The organism is Ammoniphilus sp. YIM 78166 (assembly GCF_004522215.1).
Lineage (GTDB): Bacteria > Bacillota > Bacilli > Aneurinibacillales > RAOX-1 > YIM-78166.
In genome coordinates this window covers 18,918-34,933 of record NZ_SDLR01000006.1, presented here as the reverse complement: position 1 = coordinate 34,933, position 16,016 = coordinate 18,918, and the positions used below count along the sequence as shown (strand labels likewise).

At 42.7% G+C, this 16,016-nt stretch carries 18 protein-coding genes; 16 read left to right on the top strand and 2 right to left on the bottom strand.

Going from position 1 to position 16,016, the window contains the following annotated elements:
* Nucleotides 1–127 precede the first annotated feature (127 nt).
* Nucleotides 128–484 (top strand): hypothetical protein, encoded by a 357-nt coding sequence (locus tag EIZ58_RS24940; RefSeq protein ID WP_134703691.1) that lies wholly within the window; start codon nt 128–130, stop codon nt 482–484.
* A gap of 40 nt (nt 485–524) precedes the next feature.
* Here EIZ58_RS24940 and EIZ58_RS24935 read toward each other — a convergent pair whose 3' ends face one another.
* Entirely contained in the window at nt 525–971 is a 447-nt protein-coding gene (locus EIZ58_RS24935) for a YaaR family protein (RefSeq protein WP_134703690.1), read from the bottom strand.
* A gap of 194 nt (nt 972–1,165) precedes the next feature.
* Here EIZ58_RS24935 and flgM point away from each other — a divergent pair, with 194 nt between their 5' ends.
* The 13 genes from flgM to fliT all read left to right on the top strand — a co-directional run bounded on the left by flgM (nt 1,166) and on the right by fliT (nt 11,898).
* Entirely contained in the window at nt 1,166–1,441 is a 276-nt protein-coding gene (flgM, locus tag EIZ58_RS24930; RefSeq protein ID WP_134703689.1) for a flagellar biosynthesis anti-sigma factor FlgM, read from the top strand.
* A 2-nt stretch (nt 1,442–1,443) separates the two neighbouring features.
* Entirely contained in the window at nt 1,444–1,944 is a 501-nt protein-coding gene (locus EIZ58_RS24925) for a flagellar protein FlgN (protein ID WP_134703688.1), read from the top strand.
* Nucleotides 1,945–1,965: 21 nt separating this feature from the next.
* The gene (gene flgK, locus EIZ58_RS24920) at nt 1,966–3,468 is read left to right on the top strand and encodes a flagellar hook-associated protein FlgK (RefSeq protein ID WP_134703687.1); all 1,503 of its coding nucleotides are present in this window, start codon (nt 1,966–1,968) and stop codon (nt 3,466–3,468) included.
* Nucleotides 3,469–3,484: 16 nt separating this feature from the next.
* Nucleotides 3,485–4,384: a flagellar hook-associated protein FlgL gene (flgL, locus tag EIZ58_RS24915; RefSeq protein ID WP_134703686.1), complete on the top strand. Its 900-nt coding sequence runs from the start codon at nt 3,485–3,487 to the stop codon at nt 4,382–4,384.
* Between the two features lie 48 nt (nt 4,385–4,432).
* Nucleotides 4,433–4,876 carry a flagellar assembly protein FliW gene (gene fliW, locus EIZ58_RS24910; protein WP_134703685.1) on the top strand — a complete coding sequence of 148 codons (444 nt, stop codon included), beginning with the start codon at nt 4,433–4,435 and terminating at the stop codon, nt 4,874–4,876.
* A gap of 14 nt (nt 4,877–4,890) precedes the next feature.
* Nucleotides 4,891–5,130, top strand: a complete 240-nt coding sequence (gene csrA, locus EIZ58_RS24905) for a carbon storage regulator CsrA (RefSeq protein ID WP_134703684.1) — start codon at nt 4,891–4,893, stop codon at nt 5,128–5,130.
* A 211-nt stretch (nt 5,131–5,341) separates the two neighbouring features.
* The gene (locus EIZ58_RS35070) at nt 5,342–6,991 is read left to right on the top strand and encodes a flagellin N-terminal helical domain-containing protein (RefSeq protein ID WP_134703683.1); all 1,650 of its coding nucleotides are present in this window, start codon (nt 5,342–5,344) and stop codon (nt 6,989–6,991) included.
* Between the two features lie 78 nt (nt 6,992–7,069).
* Nucleotides 7,070–7,447, top strand: a complete 378-nt coding sequence (locus EIZ58_RS24895; RefSeq protein ID WP_134703682.1) for a DUF8042 domain-containing protein — start codon at nt 7,070–7,072, stop codon at nt 7,445–7,447.
* A 24-nt stretch (nt 7,448–7,471) separates the two neighbouring features.
* Nucleotides 7,472–8,698 carry a flagellin lysine-N-methylase gene (gene fliB / locus EIZ58_RS24890; RefSeq protein ID WP_134703681.1) on the top strand — a complete coding sequence of 409 codons (1,227 nt, stop codon included), beginning with the start codon at nt 7,472–7,474 and terminating at the stop codon, nt 8,696–8,698.
* A gap of 101 nt (nt 8,699–8,799) precedes the next feature.
* Nucleotides 8,800–10,698, top strand: a complete 1,899-nt coding sequence (fliD, locus tag EIZ58_RS24885) for a flagellar filament capping protein FliD (protein ID WP_134703680.1) — start codon at nt 8,800–8,802, stop codon at nt 10,696–10,698.
* Nucleotides 10,699–10,724: 26 nt separating this feature from the next.
* Nucleotides 10,725–11,108, top strand: coding sequence for a flagellar protein FlaG (locus EIZ58_RS24880; RefSeq protein WP_134703679.1), 384 nt, complete (start codon nt 10,725–10,727; stop codon nt 11,106–11,108).
* Nucleotides 11,109–11,138: 30 nt separating this feature from the next.
* Entirely contained in the window at nt 11,139–11,510 is a 372-nt protein-coding gene (fliS, locus tag EIZ58_RS24875; RefSeq protein WP_134703678.1) for a flagellar export chaperone FliS, read from the top strand.
* A 10-nt stretch (nt 11,511–11,520) separates the two neighbouring features.
* The gene (fliT, locus tag EIZ58_RS24870) at nt 11,521–11,898 is read left to right on the top strand and encodes a flagellar protein FliT (RefSeq protein WP_134703677.1); all 378 of its coding nucleotides are present in this window, start codon (nt 11,521–11,523) and stop codon (nt 11,896–11,898) included.
* Between the two features lie 166 nt (nt 11,899–12,064).
* Here the strand turns inward: fliT and EIZ58_RS24865 are convergent, their stop codons facing one another.
* Complete coding sequence (locus EIZ58_RS24865; RefSeq protein WP_134703676.1) at nt 12,065–14,227, bottom strand: S-layer homology domain-containing protein; 2,163 nt, start codon at nt 14,225–14,227, stop codon at nt 12,065–12,067.
* Between the two features lie 314 nt (nt 14,228–14,541).
* Here EIZ58_RS24865 and cspD point away from each other — a divergent pair, with 314 nt between their 5' ends.
* Both cspD and hpf read left to right on the top strand, forming a co-directional pair.
* A complete protein-coding gene (gene cspD, locus EIZ58_RS24860; RefSeq protein WP_134703675.1) occupies nt 14,542–14,739 on the top strand; it encodes a cold-shock protein CspD in 198 nt (65 codons plus the stop codon).
* A gap of 207 nt (nt 14,740–14,946) precedes the next feature.
* Nucleotides 14,947–15,501, top strand: a complete 555-nt coding sequence (hpf, locus tag EIZ58_RS24855; protein WP_134703674.1) for a ribosome hibernation-promoting factor, HPF/YfiA family — start codon at nt 14,947–14,949, stop codon at nt 15,499–15,501.
* The last annotated feature ends 515 nt before the right edge of the window (nt 15,502–16,016 follow it).

Here is a 16,016-nt window from a genome sequence, read left to right as displayed (position 1 = left end):
AAGGGCCGCCCAGTTCCCACGGGTAGGCTCTATTTTCTTAAAACTGGAGTAGTCATATTAAGAGACCTTAACACCTGTGCTGTGGTAAAATAAACATAAGAAGCTGCCGGAAGGGAGGTAGTGATTTATGGAACAAAACGAAGTGAATATACAAATATTAAAAGCATTAGAGAACATAAATGAAAAGTTTGTGGGGATAGACCAGAAGTTTGATAAGATGGACAAGCGTTTTGAGGAAATGGACAAGCAATTTGAGGTTGTGAATGGCCAGTTAAAAGGGCTTCAAAATTCGGTTAGTCGCATCGAGGATAAACTGGATAATCATGTCCATGAGTTCCGTTCACATTTTAAGCATTTGGACCGTTCTTTGAAGGAACATCGGTATGTCATTGACCATGTTAGCTTTAACGTAGAATCGGATATACGTCACTTAAAGGCTAGGGTGCAGGTCGTTGAGGAAGAGGTTTTTGGGGATAAGGGTTGAGGCTAAGTAAAAGCGGCTCCTTAAGTGGGAGCCGCTTTTATTAATATAACATATTGACTAGCAATCCTTTTACTTCACCAATGCTGCCAAGAAGGTCTATCCCTTTTTGTTCCCTTTGGAGGACCTCGTTGGTTACTTCGACAAGTTTTTCATCAATTTCGCTAATCATCTTATAAACTTTTGTTCTTCCTCTTCTGCCAAGTCCCTCGCGATCATCCATGCTCAAGCCGTTCTTCACGGCTTCTTCTATAAAGGATTTCACGAGTTTCTTGTACTCGGCTAAGTCTCTAATCGTCTTGGATTTCGCTAATCGTTCTCCGGCGGAGTCAATATCCGAAAGAAGTTTAGACAGGCGATCGGCAGGTGAGGATTCCTGATGTTCCTTAAGTACCTTGCGAAAGGAAATCATTCTGGTAGGTTCTTTATTGATATCCAATCCCTTTTTCATATCTAGAGGGCCGGCGATTTGCTGAGGATCAATTCTCACGATTCCACATCCTTACTCAACCAGGGTACTTGCATTCATGTTATCATAGGTAGGGATAGAATGGCTAGAAGTGAAAAAATAAGAACAAATACTATCAGTAAATGCTAAAGCTTTCGGCTGTTCGTGCCGATGTAATAAGTAAGATTAACGTTGGAGAGTAGGGTCTCCACTTTAGGTGAAAGAGAGGTGCCGTCATGAAAATCCATGGGTATAACAGGTTGAACGGAATCAACCCCTATCAGAAGCTGAATCCACCCGCTGTCGAAAAAAACAAGAAAGCAACCGGGGGAGCTAAGGATGAAATCCAAATTTCCACGGAGGCGCTTGAGATGCTAAACCAAAGCAAGACAGATGATGCCGCAAGAAAAGCGCGAATCCAGGAGTTGAAAGCTCAAGTCCAAGAAGGGACGTACCGAGTGGATAGTCAGAAACTTGCTGAAAAACTATATGATGAATTGAAGGGGAGATAAAAATGTCTACCCTTCCTTTGTTGAGAGCGTGTTTAGAGAGGTTACTGGAGGAGCATAAAGGGTTGCTGGATCTGGCCGAGAGGAAGAAGCAGGCATTGATTACAGGAGCCATGAAAGAATTACAGCAAGAGGTGGCTCAAGAAGCGCACCATTTGAAAAAAATTGCCATATACGAAGCTGAGAGACAGCAATTGATGAAGGAATTTCAAATCTTGCAAGGAATAAGAGGGCGTGAACTATCCCTGAAGGAATGTATTGCATATATTCAGGATGACAGTGAACGTCAGGTTCTGTCTCAATTAAGGGATCATATAAAAGCGGTGTTAGTTCAACTCAATAGAATGAACGAACTAAATCAACAACTTCTGGAACACTCCATGTCCTTTGTGAAGGAAACGTTAGATCTGTTTACGGAGGATTATGGAAAGAAGTTAACGTACGCCAATCCATTCGTTCAGTCGAATAAAACTAGTACCAAGGCATTTTTTGATAGCAAGATTTAAGTAGGGGAAGGGAGAGCGACTATGGGTTCTACGTTCGGGGGATTAGAAATTGGAAAACGAGCATTATTTGCCCAACGTTCTGCGATGACTACGACGGGGCATAATATTGCAAATGCGAATACCGAGGGATATTCCCGCCAGGTAGCAGTAATGAAGGCTACTACCGCTCTTCCATACCCTGCTACTCAAAACGACCGCCAGCCGGGGCAGGTTGGAACAGGGGTGGAAGTCACGAGTATTACCCGCCTGCGTGAAAAATACCTAGATGGTCAATATCGTACAAATAACAGTGAATATGGGTTCTGGGAAGGAAAAGCTAATGTTCTAGGCATGATCGAAGATGTCATGAATGAGCCATCCGATAATGGACTTCAGGTTACTCTTGATCGTTTTTGGCAATCCTGGCAGGACCTAACGAAGGAACCGGACGTATTATCTGCGCGGGAAGTGGTCCTTCAACGTGCCCTTGCTGTAACGAACACCATGCAACAAATGTCAGAATCTTTACAGTCACTGCAGGCTGATGTCGGCGAAATTATGAATATCAAAGTGAAGGATGTAAATTCTATCGCTTCACAAATTCGTGACTTGAACGATCAGATTTCAATGTTAGTCCCCCATGGCTATTCTCCTAATGATCTATATGATCAACGCGATCTATTAGTGGATCAGTTATCTAAGCTGGTGAGTGTTAAGGAGACCCCTAGCCCTAACGGAATGGTTAATATCTCGATCGAAGGAACCGGAGGAGAGTCGTTCTTATTGGTTAATGGAAGGCAGGAAATCGGTACATTTGATGAATCCTTTCCTGTGAAAAAAGGAGAGATCGCTGCGCTGAGAGCTGCTCTAGGTACAGAAAACGAGCAAGGAGATATTGATCGATACTTAGGTCAGATTGACCAGTACGCAACGGAAATGGCCAAAGAAATCAATGCTTTACACCGCCAAGGGGTTAATTTGGAGGATCTAAAAGGGAATGTATCGTATGAGAACGGCCACAGGTTGCCTTTTTTCATTGATCGAGATTGGTACGAAGCCAATCTGGACCTTTTTAACCCTCCTGACTATGCTGCAATTAGCGCAGCTGGCGCCGAAATGGATCCGAAGCGGGCTGGAGACATGATCATTAACCCCCTCATTCTCCGTGATTCCAACAAAATTGCAGCGGCAAGTAAAGACTCTCAGGCATTCGGTGACGGATCTACAGCCACAGCAATAAGTAAAATAAAATTTAAACCTTTGCAAGGCTTTGAGGACAAGGCAACATTAGATCAATTCTACCGTTACACCATTGCTAAGCTTGGGATGGAAAGCCAGGAAGCCCAGCGATTTATGGAGAATTCTAATATGGCCAGAAACACAGTGGAAGCAAGACGTCAATCTGTGTCAGGGGTTTCTCTAGATGAAGAAATGGCTAATATGGTGAAATACCAGCATGCTTATAATGCCGCTGCACGAAGTATTTCTGCCATGGATGAGATGCTGGACAAGCTCATCAATGGAACCGGGCGCGTTGGGCTGTAAAGGGAGGTGCTTTTAGATGAATCTGCGCGTAACGCAATCCATGCTTCATAATAATATGATTCGTAATGTTAATCAGGGTTTTCGGAAAATGGAGATCCTTCATGAACAGATTGCCTCGGGTCGCAGAATCTCCAAACCGTCCGATGATCCGGTAGGAGCTATGAGGGGAATGCAGTACCGAACCCAACTTCTTGAGAATGAGACCTATAAACGAAACGCAAATGAAGCAAAGAGCTGGATGGAAACGACAGATAACCTGATTAGCAATGCTGGTGAAGCCATGCATCGGGTAAGAGAACTGATGGTATTAGCTTCGAATGGTACTTTAGAGACCTCTGATCGGAAAGCGATCGCCAGTGAACTAGGACAAATCAAAGAACACTTAGGGATGATTGCCAATACAGCTATCGGTGGACGCTATATTTTCTCCGGCACAAAGACAGATCAACCTCCTTATTCGATAGAAACCGGCATGATGAATTCGAATTTGATCAATGACGGCGAGATGAAGGTGGAGGTTTCTAATGGCGTCTATATGGCCATGAATGTTTCGGCCAAAAGTCTTTTTGAGTCCGGAGAGGGCGTATTTAATACGATCGACAAGGTTCTTTCGGACTTAGCCGATTCAACAAAGAGTGGTAAGGATTTTACAACATATATGGAAAAGTTCGACCTGCAACATCAACATATGCTTACCATTCAATCTGCCCTTGGTGGCAGAATCAATCGTGTGGAATTGGCATCCGATCGTCTAGATTTTCAAGAAGTAGCCTTTACTCGATTGTTATCGCAAAACGAAGATACAGACTTTGCCAAGGCTATCAGTGAACTTAATGCTCAAGAAGCCGTACATAAAGCAGCGCTAGGGGCGGGTGCTCGGATCATTCAGCCAACATTGATGGACTATTTGCGCTAATTTCAGTCCCTTTAAGGGGCTTTTATTTTTAGAAAGGGGAAAAGACCCATGGTGATACAAACCCCCATATTTGGGGAAGTGGAGATCAGTGAAGAAAAGATCATTCAATTTGATAAAGGGATACCTGGATTCAATGAGCTGAAGCGGTTCACTTTCATTGATTTGCCTGATACCCCATTTCAAATTATGCAATCTGTCACTAATGAACTTTACTTCTTTGTTATCAATCCCTTTGAATTCTATAAAGAATATGAAGTGGTTCTACCTGATCCAACGATTGAGTATTTAGAGATTAAGAAGCCTGAAGAGGTAGCGCTATATAATATCGTCTCTCTCAAAGATCAGGTAGCTGATTCTACAACCAATCTGCAGGCGCCCCTTGTAGTGAATGTACAAGCAAGAAAAGGGAAACAACTGGTCTTAAATCAACCATCATACTCGCTGAGACAGCCCCTCTTCGCCCCTCTGGCCGTCGCAACGGGAACGGATTAGGGGGATTGGTTTCGATGCTGGTGTTAACACGGAAGAAAAAAGAATCCATTATGATCGGTGACGAGATTGAGATTACCATCTTGGCGGTTGAAGGCGAACAAGTTAAACTAGGGATTAATGCTCCGCGACACGTAGAGATTCATCGAAAAGAAGTATATGTAGAAATACAGAAAGCGAATCAAGAGGCCGCGCAACAGGCTACTAGAACCATTGATTTGAGTCAGATTCTCAAACAGTGGAAACAAGAAGGATAGACACCTAGGCATCTCCCATGAGGTGTCTTTTTGCGTTCATAAAAAAGTAACAAAAAATTTTACCAAAACTATTAAAAATAACCGTCAGTCGTACGATAATAATAGTATAAGGATATTCAAGGTTACAGCGCGCGGTAACTTAGAAGATTCCTATACACACCAAACCAACCACAAGGATGTGGGCGGTCCAAATTCAAGGAGGAAGATTCACATGAGAATTAACCACAATATTAGCTCGATGAACACTTATCGTTTGATGAATGCCAACAATACCAACTCTGCAAAATCCATGGAAAAGCTATCTTCCGGTCTTCGTATCGGTAAAGCAGCGGATGACGCAGCGGGTCTTTCGATCTCTGAGAAGATGAGATCCCAAATTCGTGGACTAGATCAAGCTCAGCGTAATGCTCAGGATGGTATTTCTTTACTTCAAACTGCTGAAGGTGGTATGAACGAAACCCACGATATTCTGCAACGTATGCGTGAACTAGCGAACCAATCTTCGAACGGTGTTAACAAAGACGAAGACCGTAAAGCATTGAACGATGAGTTTAAGCAATTGAAAGAAGAGATTGATGGTATTGCGAACCGTACGGAGTTTAATGGTAAGAAGTTGATAGATGGAAGTTTGAAGAGTGATGGAGCGACGGTTGGAACGAATACGACGAGTGGGGCGCAGGTGTTGACGCAGACATCGGCAAAGGCTGTTTCTGCTACTGCGACATTCAATGCTGCCGATTATACAGCGGTCAACTTAGCAACCCAACCTACAGATACTTTGAGTATCGATAGTGTGTCTGTCAAGATTGATTGGGAAAAGAAATTAAGCGATTCTGAAAAGCTACTCCTAGATCGTGACTATACAACTCCAATGACTCAAACGGAACAGAATGAAATTAAAGCAACGATGCAGCGCGTAATCAACGAAAGTATTGATGAACATAATGCTGCCAATGGAACCAATGTTCAGCACGTTAAAGTGTTTGAAGATTCCACTGGTGCCCTAAATATTCAGAGCGGATCTGCTGGTCAAGATTCTAAGTTATCTATCACGAGTGCAGCCGGTGGGGTTTTAAACACTTACATGGGTGCGGCTACGGTGACAAATGGGCAAAATTTAATGGCAAGCAATATTGCAGGTACAGAGACTTTGCAATTTGAAGTGAATGGGGTTACCTTAAAGACAGCCGCTCTTGGAGCAGCAACAGCAGGGACGACGGATGCTGATACGGTTGCCACTGACATCCAAACGAAAATGAGAACAGCTATTGACACCTACAATACTAATGCAGGACTAAAAGTAGGCGATGAAGGCTTCATTGACAAGGACAAGGTATATGTAGAAGCTAAAGATGGTCGTTTTAGCATTAAGAGTGAAAGCGGAGCGATTAATCTGAAGGAACAAGAAGGCTTTACTCTTGTAAAAGACCTCGGCCTTACCCAAGCCCAAACTGAAGGTGCTGGAGCCGGCGGCATGACTTTCCAAATTGGAGCAAACAAAGGTCAAGAATTGAAGCTGAGCATCGGTGATATGAGATCTGCAGCCCTTGGCGTAGCTAGTGCAGACATCGGTACGGCTGCTGGCTCTAAGCAAGCTCTTGACACCGTAGCTAAAGCAATCCAATCTGTATCTTCCGAACGTTCCAAACTTGGTGCTGCGCAAAACCGTCTAGAGCACTCTATCAACAACATGAGCACCTCTTCCCAAAACCTATCTGCTGCTGAATCTCGTATTCGTGACGTAGATATGGCGAAGGAAATGATGGAGTTCCAAAAGAATAACATCTTGTCTCAGGCTGCTCAAGCCATGATGTCCCAAGCGAACCAACAGCCTCAAGGGGTTCTACAGTTGCTTCGTTAATCTCCTTAAGATAAGAGACTCTAAGTTCCTTAGGGTCTCTTCTTTCTAAGTACCTCAAAAGGAGAGGGGGATCGTAATATGGAAAAGTATGCTTTAGTCATGAGGCAAACCATTGATTTGGCTGATACGTGCCTAGAAGGTATGGAGCATATCCATTATCGTTTGAGAGGCGGATATTTTAACGAGACGTATGTCATTCTTGGGGATGTAGTGGAAGCCCTACACTATATGGATAAGTCCTTTTCTCTTTTTGGAGAAGAGCTTCCAAGTAAAGCAGCGGATCCGCTAAAGCGGTTTTCAAAACAAGTATTTAAGGACCTACATCATGTAATAGAAGCCTATGAGAAAGGTATTGCAGAAGACGCTTTAGATACGATTGAATTTAAGCTCCTACCGCATTATCGCAAATGGAAAATCGAATTAGATAAATGTTTTCATTCTTATGTTTTAAATTGAACTGTCCTGAGAGGAGACTAACATATGAACTTAGATAATAGGACTGTTCTTCTTCCCCGCTATGTGCGGGATTTTTCTTGTATCGGTGCCGATTGTGAGGATAGCTGTTGTGTGGGGTGGTCGGTCCCTGTCGATGAGACGACCTATAGTAAGTATCAGAGAGTGAACGATGAGGAATTGAAACCTTCCCTAAGGGGAGACATCACACGAAACAAATCTAATAGAGGGAAAAGGGATTATGCCTTTATCACTCTAAAAGAAAATAGTTGCTGTCCCTTCTTAAATGAAGAAAAGCTTTGTAAGATCCAAGCAAAACTAGGGGAGGATTACCTTTCCAGTGTTTGTTTCACCTATCCGAGAGTAATCAACAAGATCGATGAAGGTTTTGAACGATCTTTGACTTTATCCTGTCCTGAGGCTACTAGATTAGCTCTATTGAATCCAGCAGGCATTGAATTTGATCACGTTGAAGAGACTAGTTATACAGGATGGAGTGCGAGCAAGCAGCTTCAAACCCTTGGGGTTAAGCAACAGAATGCTCAACGCTTCTTTTGGGAAATCCGAATTTATACGATTGAGGTCTTACAAAATCGAAGTTTCTCTTTACAAGAACGTCTCATTTTTTTAGGACTCTTTTACCAAGAGCTTCAAGAGCTAATCAGCAATGAACGTGTATCTTTGATTCCTCAGCTTATTCGGAGATATAAAGAAGGCATGACCACAGATCAGGTAGAAGAACTTAATTCTAACTTTGTTCTTCAGATGCAACTTTTACAGGAATTGGCGGAAGTCCGAATTCAGCTAGGTGTTACGAGCCAGCGCTACCTAGAGTGTTACGAGGAGTTTATTAAGGGTCTATCCTATTCGGAGGAAGCGGCTATTCAAGAGGTGGCAACTCGGTATAGGGAGGCATACCAAACCTACTATGAGCCATTCATAAATGAGCATGAATATATTTTGGAGAACTATTTAGTAAATTATGTGTTCCATTATCTTATGCCTTTTGGCAACTATCCTACGGTCTTTGACGAATATATGATGATGGTCGTTCATTACTCTTTAATTAAAATGCATCTGATTGGCATAGGAGCTTACCATAAAGGTTTAACTGTAGATCAGACGATAAAGCTTATTCAATCCTTTGCTAAAACGGTAGAGCACAGCCAGCCTTACCTGAAAAAAGTGTTCGAGCTCCTTCACCGCAATGGTTACGCGAAACTTCCTTATATTGTTACCCTGATAAAAAATTGAGGATCCTAGGGAAACTAGGGTCTTTTTCTTTTCTGAACAATTAAAGATTCAGTGCTATTCTACCGATATAAGAGATAAGGAATCGTTCGGAGGTGGCCGCATTGTCTAGTAATCTACGTATCACCGGATTAGCGACAGGAATGGATACAGAGAGCATGGTAAAAAGCATGATGCAAGTCCAGCGTATACCGGTGGATCGAATTCACGCTAAAAAACAAGTTCTATCGTGGAAGCAAGAGGCTTTTCGAGCTGTAAATAGTAAATTGTTGGACCTGCGCACCATGATGCAGGATATGCGTTTTTCTAGTAACTATAACACGACCAAAATTACCTCATCCCATGAGCAGTTTGTGAAGGTTGCCAACGGAGGGTCGACACAGGCTGCTACCCATCGGTTGGAAGTGTCTAAGCTAGCATCGGTAGGAACCACGGTGGGCTCCTCCGTGAATTCAACATCCTCTCTAGGCTTGACGGGTACTCCTTTGAAGATGGATGCAGCTGACCCTAACGTTTTTACCCTAGATGCCACCAATAATAGTTTTGCTATGGAGTTAGATGGTGTCTCCAAGACCATTACGTTAGATGCTAAAACGTACTCTATAGGTGGAGACGATGATCTGATTGCGGCTTTACAAACCAAGATTAATCAAGCCTATGGAGCAGGAAAAGTAGAGGTCTCTATCAATGCCTCCAATGAAATTTCCTTTACCCCTTCTGGATATAAACCTGCCTCAGGCAGTGAACCTGAGCAGCTGCCTCCTCAGCTTATCGTGAAGAACTCCGATTCCAGTACGTTGCTAGATCGGCTGGGATTTCAAAATAACCAAAGCTATAAGGTAGATTCGAGTATGACTTTAGAGCAATTAGATCAGAAGCTAGGAGCTGGGTCTATCACCTTTAATGATCAGGGCAATCTTACGTTCACTATGAATGGTGTCAATATTTCAGCTAGTAAGTCGGATACCATCCAATCCTTTATGCAAAAGGTGAACAGCTCAGAAGCTGGAGTGAAGATGAACTTTGACGTACAAAGCGGAATCTTCAGTATGGTTACCAAGACAACAGGAAGCAATTCCTCCATTTCTCTCCAGCAATCACAGAATGACAGTGGTCTTATGCAGGCGCTAGGTTTCCATAGTGATGTGAACGTCTCTGGGAGTAATGCTATTTTTAAACTTAATGGGTTAGAAACTCAGCGAAGCAGCAATGACTTTACCATCGATGGGATATCCTACACGCTGTTAAAAGAGACCACGGATCCAATTACGATTACGAGTCAGCAGGATACAAGCTCCATATTCGATAAAATTAAAGCCTTTGTTAATCGATACAACGAAGTGATAGCCGATATCCATTCTCGATTGGAAGAGAAAACTTTTAGAGAGTTTCAGCCTCTTACGGATGAGCAGAAGAAGGAAATGAAGGAAGACGAAGTGAAGAAATGGGAAGAAAAAGCGAAGAGTGGATTACTCAGAAGCGAGTCCTCCATCCTTGGTAGTATCACCAGTTCTATGAGACGTTCTCTCTCAGAGCCGGTACATGCGTTATCCGGAATGAAGATGCTCAGTGAGATCGGAATAAACACTTCAAAAAACTTCCGTGAGCATGGAAAGCTGGAGATTGATGAATCCAAGCTTAGAGAAGCGATCGCGAATAATCCAGATCAAGTCATCGATCTGTTTACCATTAAGGTCGAAGGATCGGACGGAAAAATTGACAGTTCTCAGTCCGGTTTAGCTCAGCGTTTATATGATAATCTCAATCTCGCTATTGATCAGATTGGTAAGAAAGCAGGTTTTGCCAATGCCAAGATTAACGTTGACAATTCAACTATCGGCCAAGAAGTTTCAAGGTTGAATAATCGCCTATTTGGTTTAGAGGATCGGCTGAAAAGAAAGGAAAACAATTATTTTAAACAATTTGCTGCGTTAGAAAAGGCAATAGGGCAAATGAGCGCACAAAGCAACTGGTTAATGAGTCAGATGGGGCAGGGAAGATAATAAGTAGAAGGCAGGGAGGCGAGTAAATGAAAATTTCAGGATCTAGCTCAATGTACCCAACGTCACCATTGGCTACATCTGCCAATCCCGTGAATGATGCAGAGGGATTTGTTGAGGATGTGCGAACGAAAGAGGTTGTAAATCAACAGATGGAACCGATAGATAAAAAGAAGGATTCCTCTGTTACCGAGGAGTCTGTAATTAAGGCCATTGAGAAGGCCAATAAGGCTTTAGAAGGTACTTACACGAACCTGAAATTCTCTATCCACGAAAAGACCAAACAAATTATGGTAAAGGTGGTTAACTCGCAGACCCAGGAGGTTATTCGAGAGATCCCTCCAGAGAAGGTGCTGGATATGGTAGCGAAAATGTGGGAGCGAGCAGGGATTTTAGTTGATGAAAGAAGATAGTAGGATGGTTAATTAGAGGGGGAAAAACTTATGAGTATGTTAGCTTACCAAAAATATCAACAAAATCAAGTGACCATGTCTTCACCAGCCGAGCTTACCTTAATGCTATATCGCGGAGCTGTTCGGTTTATTAATGCATCTAAGCAAGCTATTCTTGATGGTAGGTTAGATGATGCCAATACGAACAATTTAAAGGCGCAAGATATTATTCGTGAGCTCATGGTTACCCTGAATATGGATGTACCGATGTCTCAAAATTTTATGACCCTTTATGAGTATATATTGAGTAGATTGATCCAGGCCAATATCAAGAAAGACACAGAGATACTTGATGAAGTGAAGGGGTACTGCGAAGACTTTGCCCTTACTTGGGCTGAAGCAATGAAATTGGCTAAGAAGTAGGGATACCCAAATGTATATGCTTGAAAAAGAAAAGCTATTATACGACTTTATGGATAGCATTACTGTAATTGAAGATCTATTGAGAAGAGAAGAGTTTGAAGAGCTCGAGAGCTGTTTAAGACAACGTTACGTAATCATCTCACAGATTGATCGACTTGATGAGGGTGTTACAGTTGGTGAGAGAGAGAAATCAGCAGAGGAGTTCAATGGGCTTCTTAAAACTATTGTCATTAGAGAGAAAAAATTGATGCAGCTACTGGAAGAGAAGAAGTGCCAAATCGAAGCTGAAATGAACAAGTTGCATTCTTCAAAAAGAGTAAGTACCTTGTACTCAGGAAAACAATTTAGTAGCGAGGGTTATTTTATTGATAGAAAGTTAAGACCCTAAGTTTTCACTTAACATGAAATTTACAAAGAGGGTGTCCTAGAGCATGGCTACATAGGGACATCTTCTTTTTGGGTTTAAAGACAATAAATTAATGACATAGTAAGAGACTGAAGCCTAAAAGTGGTATTTTCCACTTTTGGGTTCAGTCTCATTGGATGAATACATATTATTTTCCGAATAAATTTTGATCAATCATAATCTTATAGACTAAAGCCCCAGCTTCCTTAATCGTCAATTTGTCATGAGGCTTAAAGCTCTTCCCATTCCCGGACATGATCTTGGCGTTAGTCACAGCACTGACATAAGGCTTAGCCCAGTTGGAAATTTCGGTATGGTCCGAGTAGTACTTTTCTAATTGTTTATCGTTTTTTTGTATTTCCTGTGTCGAGTAATTGCTTATTTTTAACTTTAAGGCACGTGCCGCAAATACAGCAGCTTCTTCGCGGGTCAAGGAGCCATTTGGATCCAATCGGATTTTACCGTTTGCGTCTGCCTTGCCCTGAACTAAGCCGTTAAGCAGTGCAGCCATAATATAGCCACGCCCATCATATTTGTCCTGTCTTTGTGAGTCGGTGTTTATACCTGCTGGTGTGATAACCTGTGAGCCAGAAATACCGGTAGAAGTTGCTTTGGCGGTGATAGTGATGCTGTCAACAGCCGTATTTGTACCAGTAGCTGTGAAGCTAATACGGTCCCCGATAGTGTTTCTTGATACCGTATATTTGCTGGTAACGGTAGAAGGTGCAGCTAGTTCAATTTTGCGTGCAATAGCTGTTGGGTCATCATCTTTCGCTACGGCGAAATCAAAGCTGAATAAGTCATCGGAATTGCTATCTTTAGCTGTTAATATATAAGCATGATAGTCTGGAGCACTCCCAGTAAATTCTACGTTATTTGTATTACTTGTAAAAGAGAGTGACCCTGCAACAGCAGTTTCAATTACAATGTTAGATGAAGTGACGCTACTATCTACCCCTGTAAAGAAAACACTTGAACTCGATAAACTGATATCGTAATTGCTCGAGATAGTTGCATCATTTATTGCAGTCTGCATAATTCTATTTGCAATTTGTGCGGCGGTATCTCCTTTTTGTACTGGGATGGCTAAAGGAGTACCGGAGTCAACTGTAACGTTCAATGTATGGGCATATGCAGCAATGCCTCGTAACGGTAACTCATTTACTAGAAATGTAGGGGAACTAACTGTTCCTCCGTGCTTGCTAAGATCGACAAACGCCCCATTATACTCTTGTGGAGCCCAGTTCATGGCTTTGGCTAGCATGACTATAAAGTCTAAGCGATTAATATTAGCCTCTAGGCTGGTCTTCAGTTTACCTTCAGAAGGGTTGTCGGGTAAGATGATCCCTTTATGTGCGAGTGCCATTAACGCAGGAGCTGCCCAATCTGTCAAATCTCTATAGATAATATTGTTGGAAACTACAGCATATTTACCAAACTGAGACATTGGAGCCGTTATTGTACGTTTTTTCGAGTCAACAATACCTCCAATTGGAATCCAATTTCCGTTATCATCTTCGCGAACTACTGTAACGTTGTATAGTGATACATCAGTGTTCATATTTCCGTCTTTTCTAAGCACATCGTCAAAGCCATAAGCTAAAGTAATGTACCCTGGTTGCGAAAAATCAGCATCAATTTGGTCATCAGGATCGCCGTTGGATGAGATGTAGAAAGATGGACTCAAGAATGTAACACCCGTATTGTCAGTGTTTCGATTCAATTCTTTCATTCCATCGAGGACGTTGAAGCCTAACGTTTGATTAGGCGCTAGGATATTATTATTGTCAATTCGGGTCAGGAAACTGCTACTAGGGAATTGAACGGACACAGAACCGTTAAAGGCATCGATTTTTGAACCACCGACATAATTCGTGTAATAGAACCCTCCAGGGATGGCCCGATTTAAGTACTCGACTTGGATATTAAATTTGTCTTTTATTTCTTTTCCGTTGGCATCCGTCCCCTCAATATTGATCACTAGGGTTTCTTTGCCGTTTTTGTTCATTTGATAATTTTGAATTACTTGTTTGTCAGTTAGGTCTTGTTCCTCCCCATTGGCGTTCACGTAGTATACCCTGGCAATGGTTACTCCAGAAGGAGGGTCGAGATCCAGTTCTAAATCGAAGCGATTTGTAGTTGTTTGTAGCGTTCTGTTTTTAATTTCAGCACCAGAAGACTTGATATTTAGCGATACACCACTTTTAGTTGACAAGCTTAAGGTTTCAGCACCTACAACTGAAAAAACAGGTAAAATCAAACTGGTACTTAAACTTAAAGCGAGTAAACGTTTAGTCCATACTTTTTTCATAAATTCTCTCCTCTTCCTAAAAATCGACTAGTAGTTAGTAAATTTTGTTGATCATTGTATATATCGGTATATATGGACCAAATTTTAACAAGTTTATAGAACTTCTTTCCTATAAATTAGAGAAGATATTAAGAAGCAAAAGAACTATACACAAGGAAGTTTCAAAGTCATACCAATACCCTATTCTAATAATTGACAACCCCCGCCCACCCATGGTATAGTTTTTCTAATGGAATCCACGCAAATTGTACATACTAATGAAGGGTCAGTTTGTAGTGCCCATTAAGTTTACACTTGAAAGGAAGTAAAAGCACATGCAAGGAAAAGTTAAATGGTTTAACGCAGAAAAAGGTTTTGGATTCATCGAGAGAGACGGTGGAGATGACGTATTCGTACATTTCTCCGCAATCACAGGAGATGGCTTCAAGACTCTTGAAGAAGGCCAATCCGTTGAGTTTGACATCGTTGAAGGCGCTCGTGGACCACAAGCTGCTAACGTTGTAAAGCTATAACATAGGCATCCCCAAGGCCCTGGATTTCGATCCGGGGTCTTTTTTGCATTTTAAAAGTGCTTTGTTCCCGCTTTTACCATACATAAAAAATGCCTCCTGTTGTTCACAAATATTTCATCAAACTTGATTAATTTCTGTCGTAATGTGGAAGGATTTTGATGTAAGATGGAGAAGTTAGTAAGTACACCGAAAGGAGGAGTTGCATTTATGAGATACAACATCCGTGGAGAGAATATTGAAGTAACACCAGCCTTGAGAGAGTATGTAGAGAAAAAGGTAGGTCGCTTGGAGAAGTATTTTGACAATATTTCCCCATCCACTGAGGCTCATGTAACTCTAAGGGTTTTACGCGATGAACATACGATTGAGGTAACCATTCCAATGCCTGGAGTGATCCTTCGAGCTGAAGATACGCATGCGGATATGTATGCTGCTACAGACTTGGTTGTGGAGAAGTTGGAGAGACAAATCCGCAAGCACAAGACGAAGGTGAATCGTAAGTTCCGCCAAGAAGGAAGCTTAAAGACCTTGTTTGCTGAGCCAGTGAATGGTGCAGTACACGAGGATGAAGAAGATAAGATTGAAGTTGTCCGCAACAAGCGCTTCGCATTGAAGCCGATGGACGCTGAAGAAGCGATTCTTCAAATGGATATGTTAGGACATAATTTCTTCGTCTTCGCTAACGCTGAGAACGATGCGGTAAGCGTCGTATATAAGCGTAGAGATGGACGTTACGGTTTAATCGAACCGGAAGTAGAATAGAATAGCAAGTGGAAGAGATCTCCTTCGAACGAAGGGGGTCTTTTTTGGTATATACGAGTGGATTCGTCGGACCACAAGGTGTCGGCACCCCGTCGGGGGCCGGTTCGCCGGACAGAGCCTGGATATCGCCGGACGAGGTGGCTTTTTTGCCGGACCACAAGGTGTCGTTACCCCGCGGGGGCGGATTTGCCGGACGGGGAGTAGATTTCGCCGGACAAAGACTGAGAATCGCCGAACGAGGTGGTTTTTTCGCCGGACTGCGGTGTAAAGGGGCCCCCTGGAGGCGGTTCCGCCGGACTAGGTGTGAATCTCGCCGGACAGAGCCTGGATATCGCCGGACGAGGTGGATTTTTTGCCGGACCACAAGGTGTCGGCACCCCGTCGGGGGCCGGTTCGCCGGACAGAGCCTGGATATCGCCGGACGAGGTGGATTTTTTGCCGGACCACAAGGTGTCGGCACCCCGTCGGGGGCCGGTTCGCCGGACTAGGTGTGAATTTCGCCGGACAGAGCCTGG